This window comes from Enterobacter cloacae complex sp. ECL352 (assembly GCF_020149545.1).
In the GTDB taxonomy this organism is placed as follows: Bacteria; Pseudomonadota; Gammaproteobacteria; order Enterobacterales; family Enterobacteriaceae; genus Enterobacter; species Enterobacter asburiae_B.
Genome location: NZ_CP083709.1, coordinates 1074672 through 1093921 on the forward strand (window position 1 = coordinate 1074672; position 19250 = coordinate 1093921).

General features: G+C 57.1%; 15 protein-coding genes. 9 read left to right on the plus strand and 6 right to left on the minus strand.

Translation table 11 applies throughout. The features are described 5' to 3' along the window. Nucleotides 1–187: 187 nt before the first annotated feature. Entirely contained in the window at nt 188–1651 is a 1464-nt protein-coding gene (gene bepA, locus LBF07_RS05185; RefSeq protein ID WP_033146173.1) for a beta-barrel assembly-enhancing protease, read from the plus strand. Nucleotides 1652–1669: 18 nt separating this feature from the next. Then, nucleotides 1670–2026, plus strand: a complete 357-nt coding sequence (arsC, locus tag LBF07_RS05190) for an arsenate reductase (glutaredoxin) (protein WP_023308762.1) — start codon at nt 1670–1672, stop codon at nt 2024–2026. Here arsC and LBF07_RS05195 read toward each other — a convergent pair. Further along, the gene (locus LBF07_RS05195; RefSeq protein ID WP_094934580.1) at nt 2023–2847 is read right to left on the minus strand and encodes a helix-turn-helix domain-containing protein; all 825 of its coding nucleotides are present in this window, start codon (nt 2845–2847) and stop codon (nt 2023–2025) included. The two genes, arsC and LBF07_RS05195, sit on opposite strands and share 4 nt — an antisense overlap. Before the next feature lie 146 nt (nt 2848–2993). Between LBF07_RS05195 and celB the strand changes: the two genes are divergently transcribed. Genes celB through LBF07_RS05210 form a run of 3 tightly spaced genes read left to right on the plus strand, consistent with a single transcriptional unit; the run spans nt 2994 to nt 6694 of the window. Then, on the plus strand, nt 2994–4313 hold the full coding sequence (gene celB / locus LBF07_RS05200) for a PTS cellobiose transporter subunit IIC (RefSeq protein ID WP_094934581.1): 1320 nt from the start codon (nt 2994–2996) through the stop codon (nt 4311–4313). Between the two features lie 3 nt (nt 4314–4316). Then, the gene (locus LBF07_RS05205; RefSeq protein ID WP_039263716.1) at nt 4317–5273 is read left to right on the plus strand and encodes a N(4)-(beta-N-acetylglucosaminyl)-L-asparaginase; all 957 of its coding nucleotides are present in this window, start codon (nt 4317–4319) and stop codon (nt 5271–5273) included. After that, nucleotides 5273–6694 (plus strand): M17 family metallopeptidase, encoded by a 1422-nt coding sequence (locus LBF07_RS05210; RefSeq protein ID WP_094934582.1) that lies wholly within the window; start codon nt 5273–5275, stop codon nt 6692–6694. The genes LBF07_RS05205 and LBF07_RS05210 overlap by 1 nt, the downstream gene beginning before the upstream one ends. A gap of 41 nt (nt 6695–6735) precedes the next feature. Here the strand turns inward: LBF07_RS05210 and LBF07_RS05215 are convergent, their stop codons facing one another. The 4 genes from LBF07_RS05215 to LBF07_RS05230 all read right to left on the minus strand — a co-directional run bounded on the left by LBF07_RS05215 (nt 6736) and on the right by LBF07_RS05230 (nt 11190). Continuing rightward, nucleotides 6736–7437 carry a DnaA inactivator Hda gene (locus tag LBF07_RS05215; protein WP_211438414.1) on the minus strand — a complete coding sequence of 234 codons (702 nt, stop codon included), beginning with the start codon at nt 7435–7437 and terminating at the stop codon, nt 6736–6738. A gap of 96 nt (nt 7438–7533) precedes the next feature. Then, nucleotides 7534–8823: a uracil permease gene (gene uraA / locus LBF07_RS05220; RefSeq protein WP_023308768.1), complete on the minus strand. Its 1290-nt coding sequence runs from the start codon at nt 8821–8823 to the stop codon at nt 7534–7536. 83 nt (nt 8824–8906) lie between these two features. Beyond that, the gene (upp, locus tag LBF07_RS05225) at nt 8907–9533 is read right to left on the minus strand and encodes a uracil phosphoribosyltransferase (protein ID WP_023308769.1); all 627 of its coding nucleotides are present in this window, start codon (nt 9531–9533) and stop codon (nt 8907–8909) included. A 226-nt stretch (nt 9534–9759) separates the two neighbouring features. Further along, nucleotides 9760–11190, minus strand: coding sequence for a 6-phospho-beta-glucosidase (locus LBF07_RS05230; RefSeq protein WP_094934583.1), 1431 nt, complete (start codon nt 11188–11190; stop codon nt 9760–9762). Nucleotides 11191–11456: 266 nt separating this feature from the next. On the opposite strand from LBF07_RS05230, the gene purM reads away from it, so the two are divergent. The 4 genes from purM (at nt 11457) to ppx (ending at nt 16942) form a co-directional block, all read left to right on the plus strand. Next, a complete protein-coding gene (purM, locus tag LBF07_RS05235) occupies nt 11457–12494 on the plus strand; it encodes a phosphoribosylformylglycinamidine cyclo-ligase (protein ID WP_033146178.1) in 1038 nt (345 codons plus the stop codon). Continuing rightward, entirely contained in the window at nt 12491–13132 is a 642-nt protein-coding gene (purN, locus tag LBF07_RS05240; RefSeq protein WP_023308771.1) for a phosphoribosylglycinamide formyltransferase, read from the plus strand. Before purM ends, purN begins: the two co-directional genes overlap by 4 nt. A 207-nt stretch (nt 13133–13339) precedes the next feature. Next, nucleotides 13340–15400 carry a polyphosphate kinase 1 gene (ppk1, locus tag LBF07_RS05245; protein WP_033146179.1) on the plus strand — a complete coding sequence of 687 codons (2061 nt, stop codon included), beginning with the start codon at nt 13340–13342 and terminating at the stop codon, nt 15398–15400. A gap of 3 nt (nt 15401–15403) precedes the next feature. Further along, nucleotides 15404–16942 (plus strand): exopolyphosphatase, encoded by a 1539-nt coding sequence (ppx, locus tag LBF07_RS05250; protein WP_023308773.1) that lies wholly within the window; start codon nt 15404–15406, stop codon nt 16940–16942. 4 nt (nt 16943–16946) lie between these two features. Here ppx and LBF07_RS05255 read toward each other — a convergent pair whose 3' ends face one another. Continuing rightward, the gene (locus LBF07_RS05255; protein WP_094934584.1) at nt 16947–19187 is read right to left on the minus strand and encodes an EAL domain-containing protein; all 2241 of its coding nucleotides are present in this window, start codon (nt 19185–19187) and stop codon (nt 16947–16949) included. Nucleotides 19188–19250: the final 63 nt, after the last annotated feature.

Genomic DNA, 19250 nt, shown 5'->3' on the forward strand with positions numbered 1-19250 from the left:
ACGGTGAATTGTATCTAACTGTCACAAAAAAGACTTTCGCTTTTTGTATCCCGATCGCAATCCGCAAAAGCCTGATGAATGGGATTTTCTTCATGCTGTAACACGGCTACACTCGCAGAGCAGCAGAGATGAACGTTATGCCGGTTCATCGGTCAAATTAGCACATCCAACATACAGGACAGTGGTTATGTTCAGGCAGTTGAGAAAAACACTGGTTGCAACACTGATTGCCGCGGTGACGGTCGGTCAGGTGTTGCCCGCTTTTGCTGACTCGTCCGATTCATTGCCGGACATGGGCACCACAGCAGGAAGCACGCTCTCTATTGGGCAAGAGATGCAAATGGGGGATTACTATGTTCGCCAGCTGCGCGGCAGCGCCCCGCTGATTAACGACCCTTTGCTGGTACAGTACATTAACGGGCTGGGGATGCGTCTGGTTTCGCACGCCGATTCGGTAAAAACGCCCTTCCATTTCTATTTAATCAATAATGACGAAATCAACGCCTTCGCCTTCTTTGGCGGAAACGTGGTGCTGCACTCGGCGTTATTCCGTTACTCTGACAACGAAAGCCAGCTGGCCTCGGTGATGGCGCACGAAATTTCGCACGTCACCCAGCGCCACCTGGCGCGCGCCATGGAAGACCAGAAACGTAACGCCCCGCTGACCTGGGTGGGCGCGCTGGGCTCTATTCTGCTGGCGATGGCCAGCCCGCAGGCCGGGATGGCGGCCCTGACCGGTACGCTGGCGGGAACGCGCCAGGGGATGATCAGCTTTACCCAGCAAAACGAACAGGAAGCGGACCGCATCGGGATTCAGGTGCTGCAGCGTTCGGGCTTTGACCCGCAGGCCATGCCGAGCTTCCTCGAAAAACTGCTCGATCAGGCGCGTTACTCTTCCCGTCCGCCGGAAATTCTGCTGACCCACCCGCTGCCGGAAAGTCGCCTGTCGGACGCGCGTAACCGTGCCAACCAGATGCGTCCGGTGGTGGTCCAGTCTTCGCAGGATTTCTACATGGCGAAGGTGAGAACGCTGGGGATGTACAACTCCGGGCGTAACCAGCTCACCAGCGATCTGCTGGATACCCTGGCGAAAGGCAACGTGCGTGAGAAAAACGCCGCGCAGTATGGTCAGGCGCTCCAGGCGATGGAAGCCAGCAAATACGACGAGGCGCGCAAAGCGCTGCAACCGCTTCTGGCTGCAGACCCGAACAACCCGTGGTACCTCGATCTGTCGACGGATATCGATCTGGGCCAGAAGAAAACGGCCGATGCAATCAACCGTCTGAAGGGGGCGAAAGACGTCCGTACCAACCCGGTGCTGCAGCTTAACCTGGCGAACGCTTACTTACAGGGCGGTCAGCCTGGCGAAGCGGCGACCATTCTGAACCGCTACACCTTTAACAATAAAGACGATCAAAACGGCTGGGATCTGCTCGCTCAGGCGGAAGCCCAGCTCGGCAACCGCGATCAGGAGCTGGCGGCGCGTGCCGAAGGTTTTGCCCTGGTGGGCCGCCTCGATCAGGCGATTTCCACGCTCAGCAGCGCCAGCGCGCAGGTCAAACTCGGCAGCCTCCAGCAGGCCCGTTACGACGCGCGTATCGATCAGCTGCGCGGCCTGCAGCAGCGCTTTAAGCCGTACGAGAAGATGTAATAAAGGAGAATTCACGTCATGACAGACGCCGTAAAAATTTATCACAACCCTCGCTGCTCCAAGAGCCGCGATACCCTGAGCCTGCTGAAGTCTAACGGCGTTGAGCCGGAAGTCGTGCTGTACCTCGACACCCCACCTGACGCGCAAACCCTCCGCCAGCTGCTGCACATGCTGGGAATGGGCAGTGCAAGAGAGCTGATGCGTCAGAAAGAAGATCTGTATAAGTCGCTTAACCTAGATGACAGCCGTCTCACCGAGGCTGAGCTGATCCAAGCGATGGTTGAAAATCCAAAGCTGATTGAGCGCCCGATAGTGGTGGCGAACGGCCAGGCGCGCATTGGACGCCCGCCGGAAGACGTGCTCGAGATCCTCTAGTCCTTATGCCGCAGCGCTTCCAGAAAGGCCTGCGGCGTACTCTCTCCCAGCTTTTTCTGCGCTTTTCCCCGGTTGTAAAATTCGCACAGCTGGATCAACAGCTCGCCTGCCGATTCACTGTTCAGACGTGGGATGATTTCACATAGCGGTAGATCAACCTGAACGGCGCGGTATTGCTGTGGATGCGCTGTCACGGTGGTATTACGCTCCTCAAGCTTCACCTCGAAACCAAAAGTCTCAACAGATTGAATATCAGCCGGACAGGCTGCCAGCGCGTCGTTCGCCCAGTGGGCCAGCAGCTGCGGAGAAATGCCCGCGTACAGCCGGGCGTAGCACCAGCCGCTCACGGGTTCACGCGCCCACAGCAGATGCTGTTCCCCGCCATCGTCCATATGCAGCGACAGAGGCTGATGATGTAACAGGAGTTTTTGCGGCACGATACCTGCCTTCAGCGCCTTTTTTCCCTGCAACGTCGCGCCCTTCTGCTTTATCGAAGCCGGTTTGAGATAGCGGTTCAGGGTCGCGCGGGACACGGCGATCCCGAGTTCGCTATTGACCATCTGCAGCAGGTCGTCCAGCGGGGCGCCAGTGATATCCCGCAGGGCATTGACCAGCGCAACCTGCTCCAGTCTCAATGCTTTGTGTATCACTTTTGGCGTCGTGTGATTATCCGAAACCTGCTCGCGGTTGCGCCAGCGCCTGACGGTAGTGACCGAAATACCCAGCTCGGCAGCCAGCTCTCTGTCGCTTTTATCTGACTGCTGTAGATAGCGACGGATGCGCGGCGTCGTGGTGGCATTAGCATGCAGTTTAATTTCCATCGCAGGATCCTCGGAACCAATCTTATGAGATTTATATTACACCAGCGATTGCTTTGTGACCGATTTCACCTTTCGCTCGCCGCGCTTCACTGATAATCCCCAGACATAACACAAACAACACCCCTCAATCTTGTACGGAGTTCACAATGAACAATGTTCTGGGATTTCTTGAAGCAAAACTGATGCCGCTGGCGGCCAAAACGGCCCAGCAGCGTCACCTCGGGGCCATTCGCGGCGCCTACGTGTCATTCATGCCGTTTATCATCGTCGGCTCTATTCTGCTGGTGATCTCGTCGTTCCCGAATCAAGCCTATCAGCAGTTTATGTCTCAGGCCTTTGGTGAGAGCTGGAGCGCCATTATTGAAATCCCGTTCAACGCGGTGTTCTCCACCATGTCGCTGTTCATCAGCTTCCTGGTGGCCTTCCGCCTGGCGGAACACTACGGTGAAGACCGCATCTCCTGCGGTATCCTGGCGCTGGTTGCCTTTCTCATCCTGACGCCCTTTATCAAAGTGGCGGAAAACGGCGGTATTACCGTCATTCCGGTGGAGTGGATTGGCAGCAAAGGGCTGTTCGTGGCGATGATCGGTTCCCTGCTGTGGACGGAGATGTTCTGCTGGCTCAAGCGCAAAAAACTGGTGATCAAAATGCCGGACGGCGTACCTCCGGCGGTGCAGGAGTCGTTCGCCGCGCTGATCCCGGCCCTGCTGGTGATGATTCTGGTGCTGGGTATCCGCATCGTTTTTGAAAACACCCACTACAACACCATCCACCAGTTTATTTACGAAGTGGTTGCCACGCCGGTGCGCCACTACGGCACCTCTTACTTTGGCGCGCTGATGACGGTGTTCAGCATCACCATTCTGTGGTCAGTGGGCATTAACTCCGGCTCGATGATCAACGGCATCATTCGCCCACTGTGGATGGAGAACCAGACCGACAACATCGCCGCGATTCAGGCAGGCACGACGCCGCCGCACATTATCACCGAACAGTTTTTTGACATGATCTGGATGGGCGGCGCGGGGGCCACGCTGTCGCTGGTGATTGCGATGCTGATTTTCGCCCGCAGCAAAAACATGCGTGAAGTGGCGCGCCTCGGCGCCGGGGCATCGGTGTTTAACATCAACGAACCGATCCTGTTTGGCCTGCCGGTGATCATGAACCCGATAATGCTTATCCCGTTCAACCTGGTGCCGCTGGTGCTGGTCACCGTGCAGTATGCGGCGATGAAGATTGGCGCGGTTGCCGTCACCACCGGGGTGTTTATTCCCTGGACGCTGCCGCCGGTTATCAGCGGCTTTATCGTTACCGGACACCTGAGCGGCAGCGTCATGCAGCTTATCAACCTGCTGATTGGCGCCATGCTGTACCTGCCTTTTATGCGTATCGTGGACAAACAGTACCGCGCGGCGGAAATGGCCACCGTTACGCAAACCGACACCACCCTTGCAAAACAGGAGTAAAGCATGTGGGGAATTATCGCGACCTGGAGAATGGCGCTTGAAGGCGTTACGGAGTCTGCGTCTGCGCTGGCTGCGGGTAAACCGGTCTCTGCAGCGGTGGTGGATGCCGTCGCCGCCGTCGAAGACTTTCCGTTTTATAAATCCGTCGGCTACGGCGGGCTGCCCACCGAAAATGGCGAAGTGGAGCTGGACGCCGCCTACATGGACGGCGATACGCTGGCGTTTGGTGCCGTGGGCAACCTGGTGGATATCGCCAACCCGGTGCGCGTGGCGCATGCTTTAAGCCGCCAGCGCTACAACAGCCTGCTGGTCGGCCAGGGTGCGCGGGAATGGGCGCTGAGCCAGGGCTTTGCCGACAAAACTATGCTCACTGACCGCGCCATGCAGCACTACCGCAAACGCTGCCGCGAAACGCTGGATAAGGGCTTAAGCCCTTACGACGGGCATGACACCGTCGGCATTATCGGCCTTGATAAACAAGGGTCAATGAGCGTCGCCACCTCCACCAGCGGCCTGTTCATGAAAAAACGCGGTCGACTCGGGGATTCACCCATTATTGGTTCCGGCTTTTACTGCGACAGTGAAACCGGCGCGGCCACCGCAACGGGCGTCGGTGAAGATCTGATGAAAGGCTGCACCAGCTACGAAATTGTCCGCCGCATGGCGCAGGGTATGACGCCCCAGCAGGCGGCGGATTCGGTGGTGTTCGAGCTGGAAGACAAGCTGATGTCGCGCTTTGGCCGCGCGGGCGATCTTTCCGTGGTGTGCATGAACAACAGGGGCGAATTCGGGGCCGCCACCAACATAAAAACCTTCTCGTTTGTGGTGGCGACGGCTCGCCAGCCCCTCACCGTTTTTCGTACCGAACGCCTGCGGGAGAAAACGCATTATTACGCCGTAGACGATGAATGGATGCAGGCCTATGCCGCGCGGATCCGCGCGCCGATTGAGGAGTCATAATGATCACGTATCAGTTTATCACCGCGCTTTCTGACGCGGCTCCGCAAAGCCATTTGATTGCGTCCGCCTCCTGTACGCATTTGCCCGAAACGGCGCTTGTCGCGGAAATGCGCGAGTCTGCCAGCATCGCTGACACCCGCTTTGGCTGCGCCCCGTTTGCCCGGATCACTCTGCTGCCGGATGCCCTCTGGCAGGATAGCCTGACCGAAGGATTGCTGACGGCGCTGCGCCCGCTGCTGGCCTCGCCCGTCAGCCCAGGGCTGATACTGAACGTTACCGATATCGACGATGTGGTGCTGGCGCAGGTGCTGCGTTTTCTCTTTAATCAGGCGCACAGGCTGAGCGACCTGAAGCTCAAGAAAACGGATGAATCCACGGTGCGCCTTACGCACATTACCGCCCTCTGCCTGCCGGAACAGCAGGCAAAACTGGAGAGTGTCTTCCGCCAGCAGCAGGCCATCTCCCGCGGCATGGTCGCGGCGCGACGTCTGGCGGATATGCCGTCCGACCGATGCACGCCGCAGTTTGTGGTGGAAGAGGCGCAAAGGCTCTGTGCCGCCTTCCCCGCCCTGCGCTGCGAAGTGCTGAACGAAAAGGCTATTGCTGAGCAGGGTCTGGGGCTACTGCACGCCGTTGGCAAAGGGGCGACCTGTCCGCCGCGCCTGCTGGCGATCCATTATGACGGCGTCAACGACGGCCCGGTGCGCTGCTATGTGGGAAAAGGCATAACCTTTGATACCGGCGGCCTGTGGCTGAAGGAAGGCGCGGGCATGTACACCATGAAATACGACATGTGCGGTGCGGCTAACGTGCTGGGCCTGATGCTGACCGTCGCAGAGCTGGCGCTGCCCGTACGCATCATGGGCGTGCTGGCGCTGGCGGAAAACGCCATCGGCCCGGACGCCATGCAGCCCGGCACGGTGGCGACGGCCTGCAACGGCACCACGGTTGAAATCAACAACACCGATGCCGAAGGCCGACTGGTGCTGGCGGACGCCATCGCCTGGGCCAGCCTTCGTCATCCGCAGGCGCGCTATATTATTGATATGGCGACCTTAACCGGTGCGGTCGTGAAGGCGCTGGGGTATGAGCTGAGCGGGCTGATGACGCAGGATGAACCGCTGCGTGCGGCGCTGACGCTGGCAGGTAAGCAGAGTGGCGATGAAGTGTGGTCCCTGCCGCTGGATGCGCGGCTGAAAAAACAGACCGACAGCGCCATCGCCGATCTGTGCAACACGCCGACCAACAATGCGGCAATCAGCGCGTCGGCGGCGTGGCTACTGCACCACTTTTGCCCGCCGACCATTCCATGGGCGCATCTGGATATCAGCGGTACGGCGCTGTGGCGAGAGAACGGCAGGAGCGTGGCATCGGGAAGACCAATTCCACTTTTGGTTGAACACCTGCTGGGGGATGTCTAGTTTTCGTAGGCCGGGTAAGGCGCAGCCGCCACCCGGCACAACTACAGCTTGAGAATATCTTTCACAAACGGAATGGTCAGCTTGCGCTGGGCGGTAATGGAGGCGCGATCGAGCTGATCGAGCGTGTCAAACAGCGTGCGCATTTCGCGATCCAGTCGTTTAAGCAGGAAACGCCCCACGTCCTCCGGCAGCTCAAACCCGCGCTGCTTTGCGCGCAGCTGTAACGCCTGAAGCTTATCTTCATCCGACAGCGGCTGGAGCTTGTAGATTTGCCCCCAGTCCAGACGAGATGCCAGATCCGGCAGCCCCAGATTGAGCTGTCTCGGCGGACGATCGCCGGTGATCAGCAGCCGGGTTTTACCCGATTCCAGAATGCGGTTGTAGAGGTTAAAGATCGCCATTTCCCACGGCTCGTCCCCCGCCACGCATTCGATATTATCGATGCAGACCAGCGAGAGATGTTCCATTCCCTCCAGCACCTCAGGTACGAACCAGGTGCGTTTATCCAGCGGCACGTAGCCTACCGCATCACCGCGCGCCGAAAGCTCCGCGCAGGCGGCATGCAGCAGATGGCTGCGCCCCGCGCCTTCGCGTGACCAGATATAGATGTATCCGCTGTGATCCTGGCGCAGCACGTTTTGCAGTGCAGCCAGTAAAGAGGGGTTATCACCCGGCCAGAAACTCGCGAAAGTTTCGTCGTCAGGGAGATAGAGTGGCAGAGAGAGCTGTGCCGGTCCGTTCAGAAATACCTCAACCAGAGATCCTACGTAAAATCGGAATGGAGTTTAACACGGAACCTGCAAGGAGAGAACCGGGCGATCCTTCGCCCGGTAATACGATCAATGTGACGCTTTTTCGCTGTCGTCCGCGTCCAGAATTTCTTCTTCCGGGCGGATGACCGAGATCAGCTTGAAGATCAGGCTCAGGCCCACGCCGACGATGGTCGCCAGCGCCATGCCCTTCAGCTCGGCCGCACCAATGTGCACCTTCGCGCCGCTCACGCCGATGATCAGGATAACGGAGGTCAGGATCAGGTTTTGCGCCTTGCTGTAATCCACTTTGGATTCAATCAGCACGCGAATACCGGAGGCGCCGATCACGCCGTACAGCAGCAGAGAAACGCCGCCCATTACCGGCACCGGAATGATCTGAATCGCTGCCGCCAGTTTACCGACGCAGGAGAGCAGAATGGCGATAATCGCCGCGCCGCCGATAACCCAGGTACTGTAGACGCGGGTAATCGCCATCACGCCGATGTTCTCACCGTAGGTGGTGTTTGGCGTCGAGCCGAAGAAACCGGAGATGATGGTGGAGAAACCGTTCGCAAACATGGAGCGGTGCAGACCCGGGTCGCGGATTAAATCGCGCTTAACGATGTTCGCCGTCACCACCAGGTGGCCGACGTGCTCCGCAATCACCACCAGCGCCGCAGGCAGAATGGTGAAAATAGCAAACCATTCAAAGCGTGGCGTATAGAAGGTTGGCAGCGCGAACCAGTGGGCCTGTGCGATCGGGGTGGTATCCACCACGCCCATCGCGAAGGAGAGCGCATAGCCCGCCAGCACGCCGATCAGGATCGGGATAATCGCCATGAAGCCGCGGAACAGCACGGAGCCAAACACCGTCACGCCCAGGGTTACCAGCGAGATGATAATGGTTTTGGAATCCGGTGACTGGCCGTCAGCAGGCAGCAGACCGGCCATATTCGCCGCGACGCCCGCCAGCTCAAGACCGATGACCGCAACGATGGCGCCCATCGCCGCAGGGGGGAACATCACGTCCAGCCAGCCGGTACCGGCTTTCTTCACAATGAAGGACACCACGCAGAACAGGACGCCACACATGATAAAGCCGCCCAGCGCGACTTCATAACCCAGCGGCAGCAGCAGCAACACCGGCGAGATAAAGGCGAAGCTCGACCCGAGATACGCCGGGATTTTGCCTTTACAGATAAAGAGGTACAGCAGCGTACCGATGCCGTTGAACAGCAGCACGGTGGCCGGGTTAATGTGGAACAGGATTGGCACCAGCACGGTTGCGCCAAACATGGCGAACAGGTGCTGCAAACTAAGCGGGATAGTCTGTAAAAGCGGCGGTCTTTCACTCACCCCGATAGCACGGCGCGTCATAGTGTTTTCCTCTGTGTAGTATTGTTGGTGTTTTATTCAAAAAAAAGCCGACTATCAAAGTCGGCTTATTTATCGTTATTCGATTATTTCGTACCAAAGATCTTATCGCCGGCATCGCCGAGCCCCGGGATAATGTACCCGTGCTCGTTCAGGCCCTGGTCGATAGAGGCGGTATACAGCTCAACGTCCGGGTGCGCTTTTTCCAGCGCCGCGATCCCTTCCGGAGCCGCAACCAGTACCAGCACCTTAATGCTGTTACAGCCCGCGTTTTTCAGCAGGTCGATGGTGGCGATCATTGAGCCACCGGTCGCGAGCATTGGGTCAACCACCAGCGCCATACGCTCGTCGATGTTAGAGACCAGCTTCTGGAAGTAAGGAACCGGCTCAAGGGTTTCTTCGTTACGGTAGATACCCACCACGCTGATACGCGCGCTTGGCACGTGCTCCAGCACGCCTTCCATCATGCCGAGACCGGCACGCAGAATTGGCACCACGGTAATTTTCTTACCTTTGATCTGCTCAACCTGCACCGGGCCGTTCCAGCCTTCGATGGTGACTTTTTCTGTTTCCAGATCAGAGGTCGCTTCGTAGGTCAGCAGGCTGCCGACTTCAGATGCCAGTTCGCGAAAACGCTTCGTGCTGATGTCATGCTCACGCATCAGGCCCAACTTGTGTTTAACGAGTGGGTGTTTCACTTCCACAATCTTCATTCTCTTTCTCCTCTGAGGTGGCGTCCGCAAAAAAATCGCGGGATTATACCGCTTTTTTCGGATTAGGCCATACCCATGTTGCTTGACGTATATCAAGCAAAGTGATTTAGAGACAAAAAAACCGGAGGCGAGACTCCGGCTTGGGTGCGGGGTTCTGCCCGGTGGCACTGCGCTTACGCGGCCTACGTGTAGTGTAGGTCGGGTAAGCGTTAGCGCCACCCGACAATTACAGGTTCTCGCCGTTGCTCGCAATCACCTGCTTATACCAGTCGAACGATTTTTTCTTACTGCGGTTCAGCGTGCCGTTTCCATCATTGTCTTTATCCACAAAGATAAAGCCGTAGCGTTTTTTCATTTCGCCCGTGCCGGCAGACACCAGGTCGATGCAGCCCCACGGGGTGTAGCCCATCAGATCCACGCCATCTTCCACCACCGCTTTTTTCATCTCGCGGATATGGGCGGCCAGATAATCAATACGGTACTGGTCGTTCACCGTGCCGTCGCTCTCCTGCACGTCGATCGCGCCAAAGCCGTTCTCAACGATAAACAGCGGCAGCTGGTAGTGATCCCAGAACCAGTTCAGGGAGTAACGCAGCCCGACCGGGTCAATCTGCCAGCCCCAGTCGGATTTCTGCACGTAGGGGTTAGAGACCAGGCTCTTGCTTTCGTCGTAATCCAGCTGCGGGTTGTCCGCCGTCGCCTTGGTGGCGAAGGACATGTAGTAGCTGAAGCCGATGTAATCGACGCAGCCCTGCTTCAGCGCGGCTTTATCCTCTTCGGTGATATCCAGCGCGAAGCCGCGACGTTCGAAGTAGTTGAGCAGGTGCTGCGGGTACTTCCCGCGAACGTGCACGTCGGTGAACCAGTAGCGGCGGTGCATGGCGTTCATCGCCATCATCATATCGTCCGGCGCACAGGTCAGCGGGTAGATAGGACACATGGCAATCATGCAGCCGATCTGCAGCGACGGGTTAATCTCGCGCCCCGCCTTCACCGCCAGGGCGCTGGCCACGAGCTCGTAGTGCGCCGCCTGGAACATCACCGGCTCACGGTCTTCACCCGGCGCGTACTTCAGCCCGGAGTTCGTGAACGGCGCAAAGTCTTCGTGGAAGTTAGCCTGGTTGTTGATCTCGTTGAAGGTCATCCAGTACTTCACCTTATGCTGGTAGCGCTGGAACACCACTTTTGCAAAACGAACGAAGAAGTCGATCAGCTTACGGTTGCGCCAGCCGCCGTATTCCGTAACCAGATGGAAAGGCATCTCGAAGTGAGACAGGGTGATAACCGGTTCGATGCCGTACTTCAGGCATTCGTCGAACAGATCGTCATAGAATTTCAGGCCAGCCTCGTTAGGCTCAAGCTCGTCACCTTTCGGGAAGATCCGCGTCCAGGCAATAGAGGTGCGGAAGCATTTGAACCCCATCTCGGCAAAGAGTCTGATGTCTTCTTTATAGCGGTGGTAGAAATCGATGGCTTCATGGTTAGGATAATTTTTCCCCTCCAGCACGCCGTTGGTGATTTCACGCGGCACGCCGTGCGCCCCCGCGGTCATCACATCGGCGACGCTCACGCCCTTGCCGCCCTCTTTCCAGCCGCCTTCCAGCTGGTGCGCCGCAACGGCCCCGCCCCACAGAAAATCTGCTTTAAATCCCGACATTCGCTTTCCCTCATTCTGCGTTATTTTCTGCAAAAACAATTACAGAAACCGGTTTCAGTTCGATGATGTGCAAAGGGAATAATCGTTGCAAGCAGTTCTCAGAAACCGGTTTCATTTTCGTGAACAGAGTCAAGTTTGGCTGCATTCACGAGGTACATAGAAAAAAAGATCCCCACGTCCAGAATAGGCTCGCAAACGTTTGCCTGGACTGTTAGAATTGCGCCGATTTTTCTTACTAGCTATGCAATCGCGTGGGGATTTAAGCCGTGACCAACAAAACTTCTCTCAGCTACAAAGATGCCGGTGTTGATATTGACGCAGGTAATGCGCTGGTTGACCGAATCAAAGGTGTGGTGAAAAAAACCCGCCGCCCGGAAGTGATGGGTGGTCTGGGTGGATTCGGCGCACTGTGCGCGCTGCCGCAAAAATATCGTGAACCTGTTCTGGTCTCGGGAACTGACGGTGTAGGCACTAAACTGCGCCTGGCGATGGATTTAAAACGTCACGACACGATCGGTATCGATCTGGTCGCAATGTGCGTGAATGACCTGGTGGTACAGGGCGCAGAGCCGCTGTTCTTCCTCGATTACTACGCAACCGGCAAACTGGACGTGGATACCGCTGCCAGCGTGATTAACGGTATCGCCGAAGGCTGTCTGCAGTCCGGCTGTGCGCTGGTCGGTGGTGAAACCGCGGAAATGCCGGGCATGTATCACGGCGAAGATTATGACGTCGCGGGCTTCTGCGTCGGCGTAGTAGAAAAATCAGAAATTATCGACGGCAGCAAAGTGGCCGATGGCGATGTGCTGATCGCGCTGGCCTCCAGCGGCCCGCACTCCAACGGCTACTCCCTGGTGCGTAAAATCCTCGAAGTGAGCGGCTGTGATCCGCTGACCACCGAGCTGGACGGTAAACCGCTGGCTGACCATCTGCTGGCGCCGACCCGCATCTACGTGAAAAACGTGCTTGAGCTTATCGAGAAGGTCGACGTTCACGCTATCGCTCACCTGACCGGCGGCGGCTTCTGGGAAAACATCCCGCGCGTCCTGCCGGATAACACCCAGGCGGTGATCGACGAATCCTCATGGCAGTGGCCGGCCGTGTTTAACTGGCTGCAGACCGCGGGCAACGTGAGCTCTCACGAAATGTACCGCACCTTTAACTGTGGCGTGGGCATGGTTATCGCCCTGCCGGCAAGCGAAGCGGATAAAGCGGTTAAGCTGCTGACTGAAAAAGGTGAAAACGCGTGGAAAATCGGTACGATTAAAGCTTCCGATTCCGAACAGCGTGTGGTCATTGAATGAAAAACATCGTGGTGCTCATTTCCGGCAACGGAAGCAATTTGCAGGCCATCATAGACGCCTGCAAGCAGAAGAAAATCAATGGCACCATTCGGGCAGTTTTCAGCAACAAGGCCGACGCGTTCGGCCTTGAGCGCGCGCGGGAAGCGAACATTCCCGCGCACGCGCTGGAAGCCAGCCAGTTCGCCGGGCGTGAAGCCTTTGACCGCGAGCTGGTGCATGAGATTGATGCCTACGCGCCGGACGTGGTCGTGCTGGCGGGCTATATGCGTATTCTGAGCCCGGCCTTCGTCGAACACTTCGCCGGTCGTCTGCTGAATATCCACCCTTCCCTGCTGCCAAAATATCCCGGCCTGCATACCCATCGTCAGGTTCTGGAAAACGGCGATGAGGAGCACGGTACCTCCGTGCATTTCGTTACCGACGAGCTGGACGGCGGTCCGGTGATCCTGCAGGCGAAAGTTCCGGTCTTTGACGGCGACAGCGAAGAAGACGTGACCGAACGCGTGCAGACCCAGGAACACGCCATTTACCCGCTGGTGGTCAGCTGGTTTGTCGACGGGCGTCTCGAGATGCGCGACGGCGCAGCCTGGCTGGACGGCGTGAAGTTACCCCCGCAGGGTTATGCGGCGGAAGAGTAGTTTGTTACGTCGGGTGGCGCTGCTGCGCTTACCCGACCTGTTCATTGCATTACCCGATATTCCCTTCTCCAACCTTCTAAAATCCCCAACAAAAAAAATAACTGTCATACTTTTCTGGCACTGTTGGACATATCGTGGAAATGCTCGCCATAATAAGGACGAGACGGATTTACCACGTCCTGTGATTGAACTGGAGTGTGAGCTGTAATGGGTCAGGAAAAGTTATATATCGAGAAAGAGCTAAGCTGGTTAGCATTCAACGAACGTGTACTCCAGGAAGCGGCAGACAAAAGTAACCCGCTTATCGAGCGCATGCGTTTTTTGGGCATTTATTCCAACAACCTGGATGAGTTCTACAAGGTTCGCTTTGCCGAGCTGAAAAGACGCATCATCATCAGCGAAGAACAGGGCTTAAACTCGCACTCGCGGCATCTGCTGGGCAAAATCCAGTCCCGCGTGCTGAAAGCCGATCAGGAATTTGACGGCCTGTATAACGAACTGCTGCTGGAGATGGCGCGCAATCAAATCTTCCTGATTAACGAACGCCAGCTTTCCGTTAACCAACAAAACTGGCTGCGCCACTACTTCAAACACTACCTGCGCCAGCACATTACCCCGATTCTCATCAACCGCGAAACCGATCTGGTTCAGTTCCTGAAGGATGATTACACCTACCTGGCGGTGGAAATTATTCGCGGTGAATCTATCCGTTACGCGCTGCTGGAGATCCCGTCCGACAAGGTGCCCCGCTTTGTGAACCTGCCGCCGGAAACCCCGCGCAGACGCAAGCCGATGATCCTGCTGGATAACATCCTGCGCTACTGTCTGGACGACATCTTCAAAGGCTTCTTCGATTACGATGCGTTAAACGCCTATTCGATGAAGATGACCCGTGACGCCGAATATGACCTGGTGCACGAGATGGAAGCCAGCCTGATGGAGCTGATGTCCTCCAGCCTGAAACAGCGCCTGACGGCCGAGCCGGTCCGTTTTGTCTATCAGCGCGATATGCCGGACGCCATGGTGGAGATGCTGCGCGAGAAACTGACCATTTCGCGCTATGACTCCATCGTGCCGGGCGGTCGTTACCACAACTTTAAAGACTTTATTGGCTTCCCGAACGTCGGCAAAGCCAATCTGGTGAACAAGCCGCTGCCGCGCCTGCGCCATCTGTGGTTCGATAAATTCCGCAACGGATTCGACGCCATTCGCGAACGCGACGTGCTGCTTTACTATCCGTACCACACCTTCGAGCACGTGCTGGAGCTGCTGCGTCAGGCCTCGTTCGACCCGAGCGTGCTGGCGATCAAAATCAACATCTACCGCGTGGCAAAAGATTCCCGCATCATCGACGCGATGATCCATGCGGCGCACAACGCCAAAAAGGTCACCGTGGTGGTTGAGCTGCAGGCGCGCTTCGACGAAGAGGCCAACATTCACTGGGCGCGCCGTCTGACGGAAGCCGGTGTGCACGTCATCTTCTCCGCGCCGGGTCTGAAAATTCACGCCAAGCTGTTCCTGATTTCCCGTAAAGAGGGCGACGATGTAGTGCGTTATGCCCACATCGGTACCGGGAACTTTAACGAGAAAACGGCGCGAATTTATACCGACTACTCGCTCTTAACCGCCGACGCCCGCATCACTAACGAAGTGCGCCGGGTCTTTAACTTTATCGAAAACCCGTACCGTCCGGTGAGCTTTGACTATCTGCTGGTCTCGCCGCAGAACTCGCGCCGCCTGCTGTACGATATGATCGATAAAGAGATCGCCAATGCCCAGAAAGGGCTGTCGTCCGGCATCACGCTGAAGCTTAACAACCTGGTCGACAAAGGGCTGGTGGACAGGCTGTATGCAGCGTCCAGCTCCGGCGTGCCGGTTAACCTGCTGATCCGCGGCATGTGCTCGCTGATCCCGGAACTGGAAGGCATCAGCGACAATATTCGTGTGATCAGCATTGTTGACCGTTACCTGGAACACGATCGGATCTATATTTTTGATAATGCGGGTGATAAACAGGTCTATCTCTCTTCGGCAGACTGGATGACGCGCAATATTGACTACCGTATTGAAGTCGCGGCACCGCTGCTGGATCCGCGCCTGAAGCAGCAGATCCTCGACATCATCGAGATTCTGTTCAGCGATACCGTGAAAGCACGCTATATCGACAAAGAACTCAGTAACCGCTATGTACCGCGCGGCAACCGCCGCAAAGTGCGGTCGCAACTGGCGATTTACGACTATATCAAATCACTCGAGCAACCCGATTAACCTATGCCGATAAATGATAAGACCCCACGCCCGCAGGAATTCGCCGCGGTCGACCTTGGCTCTAACAGTTTCCACATGGTCATCGCCCGTGAGGTGGATGGCGCGCTGCAGATCATCGGTCGTCTGAAGCAGCGCGTACACCTGGCGGATGGTCTTGATGAACGCAGCATGCTCAGCGAAGAGGCGATGGAGCGCGGGTTAAACTGCCTGTCGCTGTTTGCTGAACGCCTGCAGGGCTTCTCGCCTTCCAGCGTGTGCATCGTGGGCACTCACACCCTGCGCCAGGCCCTGAACGCCCCGGAGTTCCTCAAGCGGGCCGAAAAAGTGATCCCCTACCCGATTGAGATCATCTCCGGTAACGAGGAAGCACGTCTGATTTTCATGGGCGTTGAGCACACCCAGCCGGAAAAAGGGCGCAAGCTGGTTATCGATATCGGCGGTGGCTCAACGGAGCTGGTGATCGGCGAAGACTTTGAGCCGCGCCTGGTGGAAAGCCGCCGAATGGGCTGCGTCAGCTTCGCGCAGATGTATTTCCCGGGCGGCACCATCACCCGCGAGAACTTCCAGCGCGCGCGTATGGCGGCTGTCCAGAAGCTGGAAAATCTGGCCTGGCAGTACCGTATTCAGGGCTGGAACGTGGCGCTGGGCGCGTCGGGCACCATCAAGGCGGCGCATGAAGTGCTGCTGGCGATGGGTGAAAAAGACGGGTTTATCACGCCCGAACGCCTGACGTTGCTGACCGAAGAAGTGCTGAAGCATAAAAGTTTTGACGCCTTAAGCCTGCCGGGTCTTTCCGACGAGCGTAAAGCGGTATTCGTGCCGGGGCTGGCTATTCTCTGCGGCGTGTTTGATGCCCTCGCCATAAAAGAGCTGCGTCTGTCGGACGGTGCGCTGCGTGAAGGCGTGCTGTATGAGATGGAAGGCCGCTTCCGCCATCAGGATATTCGCAGCCGCACCGCGCAAAGTCTCGCCAACCAGTACAACATCGACCGTGAACAGGCGAAGCGCGTGCTGGACACCACGGTGCAGATGTACGAACAGTGGCAGGAGCAGAATCCGAAGCTCGCGCACCCGCAGCTTGCCGCGCTGTTGAAATGGGCCGCGATGCTGCACGAGGTGGGGCTGAACATCAACCACAGTGGGATGCACCGCCATTCGGCCTATATTCTGCAAAACAGCGATCTGCCTGGCTTCAACCAGGAGCAGCAAACCATGATGGCGACCCTGGTGCGTTATCACCGCAAAGCCATCAAGCTTGACGACCTGCCGCGCTTTACGCTGTTCAAGAAAAAACAGTTCCTGCCGCTTATTCAGCTGCTGCGCCTGGGCGTGCTGCTCAATAACCAGCGTCAGGCCACCACCACGCCGCCCACGCTGAAGCTTAAAACCGACGACCATCACTGGACGCTGAGCTTCCCGCACGACTGGTTCAGCCAGAACGCGCTGGTCCTGCTGGATCTGGAAAAAGAGCAGCAGTACTGGGAAGCGGTCACCGGCTGGCTGCTCAAAATTGAAGAAGAGAGCGCCGACGTCGCCGCGTAACGGCTCAGGCGTCCGCGGTGGACGCCTCTGCTTCCAGCAGTGACTCAAGCGGTGCCGGTCTGCCAATCAGATAACCCTGCACATAATCGATGCCTAGCGCGTGAACCGCGCTACGTATCTCTTCGCTTTCGACATACTCCGCCACCACCAGCATCTTTTTCATACGCGCCAGATGGCAGATAGACGCCACAATCTGATAATCCAGGCTGTTGTTGACGATATTGCGAATAAAGCTGCCGTCAATCTTGAGAATATCCGCGTCCACGCTTTTCAGCCGCGCATAGCTCGCATAGCCGGTGCCAAAATCATCAATTGCAATACGTACCCCCATTTTCTGCAGCTGCCGGAGGATGTGTAGCGCCTGTTCCGCATTGCAAAAAGTGCTGCACTCCGTCACTTCAAAGATTAGCTGCCACGGCTCAATGGCGTATTTCGCCAGCAGGCGATTCACCTCAAGCGGAAACTGCACCCGACACACGGTCGACGGGGCAAGATTAATGGCAAAGCGCTGGCCGGGCAGTCTTTCGCGATGCGCGGCGAGAAAGCGCAGGGTGTGCTCCAGCACCCACAAATCTACCCGGGAAGAGAGACCAAACTCCTGCGCGACGGGCAGGAACTGGTCGGGGGAGATCAATAGCCCGTTGATATCCGGCATCCGGAGCAGGACTTCGTGATAGCAATCGCCACGCATGCCGCGAACGGGTTGAACCAGCAGGGTGAATTCGTCGTTATCAAGCGCCTTTTGCAGGCGGCTCATCATCGCGACTTTATCCTTCAGGCTGCGCTGCAAATGGACGGCCCCACGCTGCTGAAGGTTTTCCGGATGGTTGGAGGAGAGCGACAGGTCGGCAACCACGCCCAGCTCGCCCAGCACCAGATAAAGATGGTTAACCGGGGACCGGACATAGCAATAGCTCACGCCCACCTGCGGCTGCAGCGGCATGCCGTCCCAGACAAAGCGGAACTGCTTGATATGCTCGTCCAGGGCTTCAATCCGCTGCTGGTGCGATTCCGCGTTGAGCCGTACCGCCAGGTCATACCCGGTCAGGTGATACACCAGCTCATTGGGCTGGAGAATGCCATTCACCCACTGCGCCAGCTGCTGCTTGTACTGAATCCGCAGCAACACGCCGTAATTTCGGCCCAGAATTTCCAGCTCCGGAATGCGCAGCAGGCAGAGCGCCGACCACGGGTTTTTCGCCAGATCGCGCGACAGCGCCCGCAGGTTAGGCATATGGACGACCGGGTCGAGCAGCGCCAGCCTGCGGGAGCGTTTGTTCGCCGCGCGCTGCCGGGTCGCCAGCATCGACATATAAATCACCACGAACGAGAAGACTAGGTAACTGGAAGAGGTGATCGCCAGCTGAATGTCATACCCCGGGTTCACCGGGATATAGCGGTAAAAATAGTGAATAGACACCAGCAGTATCGGCGTCCAGATAAGCGAAATCAGCTTATAGCCAAAACGCATCGCGCCCCAGAGCATCACCGGCATCAGCAGGGAAAGAGTGTAGTTGGTGGTGAAAATGGAGCTGTTCTCATTCATCGGAATCAGCAGCAGCGAAAGCAGCCCGCCAAGCGCGATAGCCCACACCAGCAACTCAACGACCGTCACCTTTTTGTCTATCTCGGAACGGATCTGCGAGAGAAGGCTTTTGATATAGCGCGGATGTCGAAGCAGGCGGATCAGCAGATAGCTCAGCGGCACGCCCGTCAGGCCGCTGACCAGCAGCGTCTGATAGTTGATGAGCGTGCGAATATTGAGGGGGTTTAATCCCGCAAGGCTCTGGCGGCTCTCATACACGCCTAAATACACCGCAAACTGAAACAGCACCAGAAATAGCGTCGCGGGGCAGAACGCCTGCCAGAAGATGCGCTGCGCCATCAGCCGCACGTCGCCGTACGCGGTCATATTCCGTCTGGGCGCAAACACCCGGTAGCCACCCCAGCTGAGCACTAAAGGGACGACAAAATGGAGGATCCCCGCGACGGTTTCAAACATACCGACCGACGGGTAATAGCGGATAAACAGCGACAATACGATCCCGGGCAGCGCTTCCAGGCCAAAGAACATCATCAGCGAAAGCAAAAATGAGAGGGGTAAATAATAGAGTGCCGCAATGCCGTCGCCCAGCTGCGTGAATGTATTCGCGATGCTCAGCACGGGAAGTAAAACCACCGGCAAAATAAGCGGCAATGCCCACCAGCGGTTTTCATTTTTTTTCAGGAAAGCCAGAATGTTCATAGATGCCCGGTTAAACCCCTTTCGCTCCAGAGGGAAAATAAAGACAGGCATCCAACCTGACGT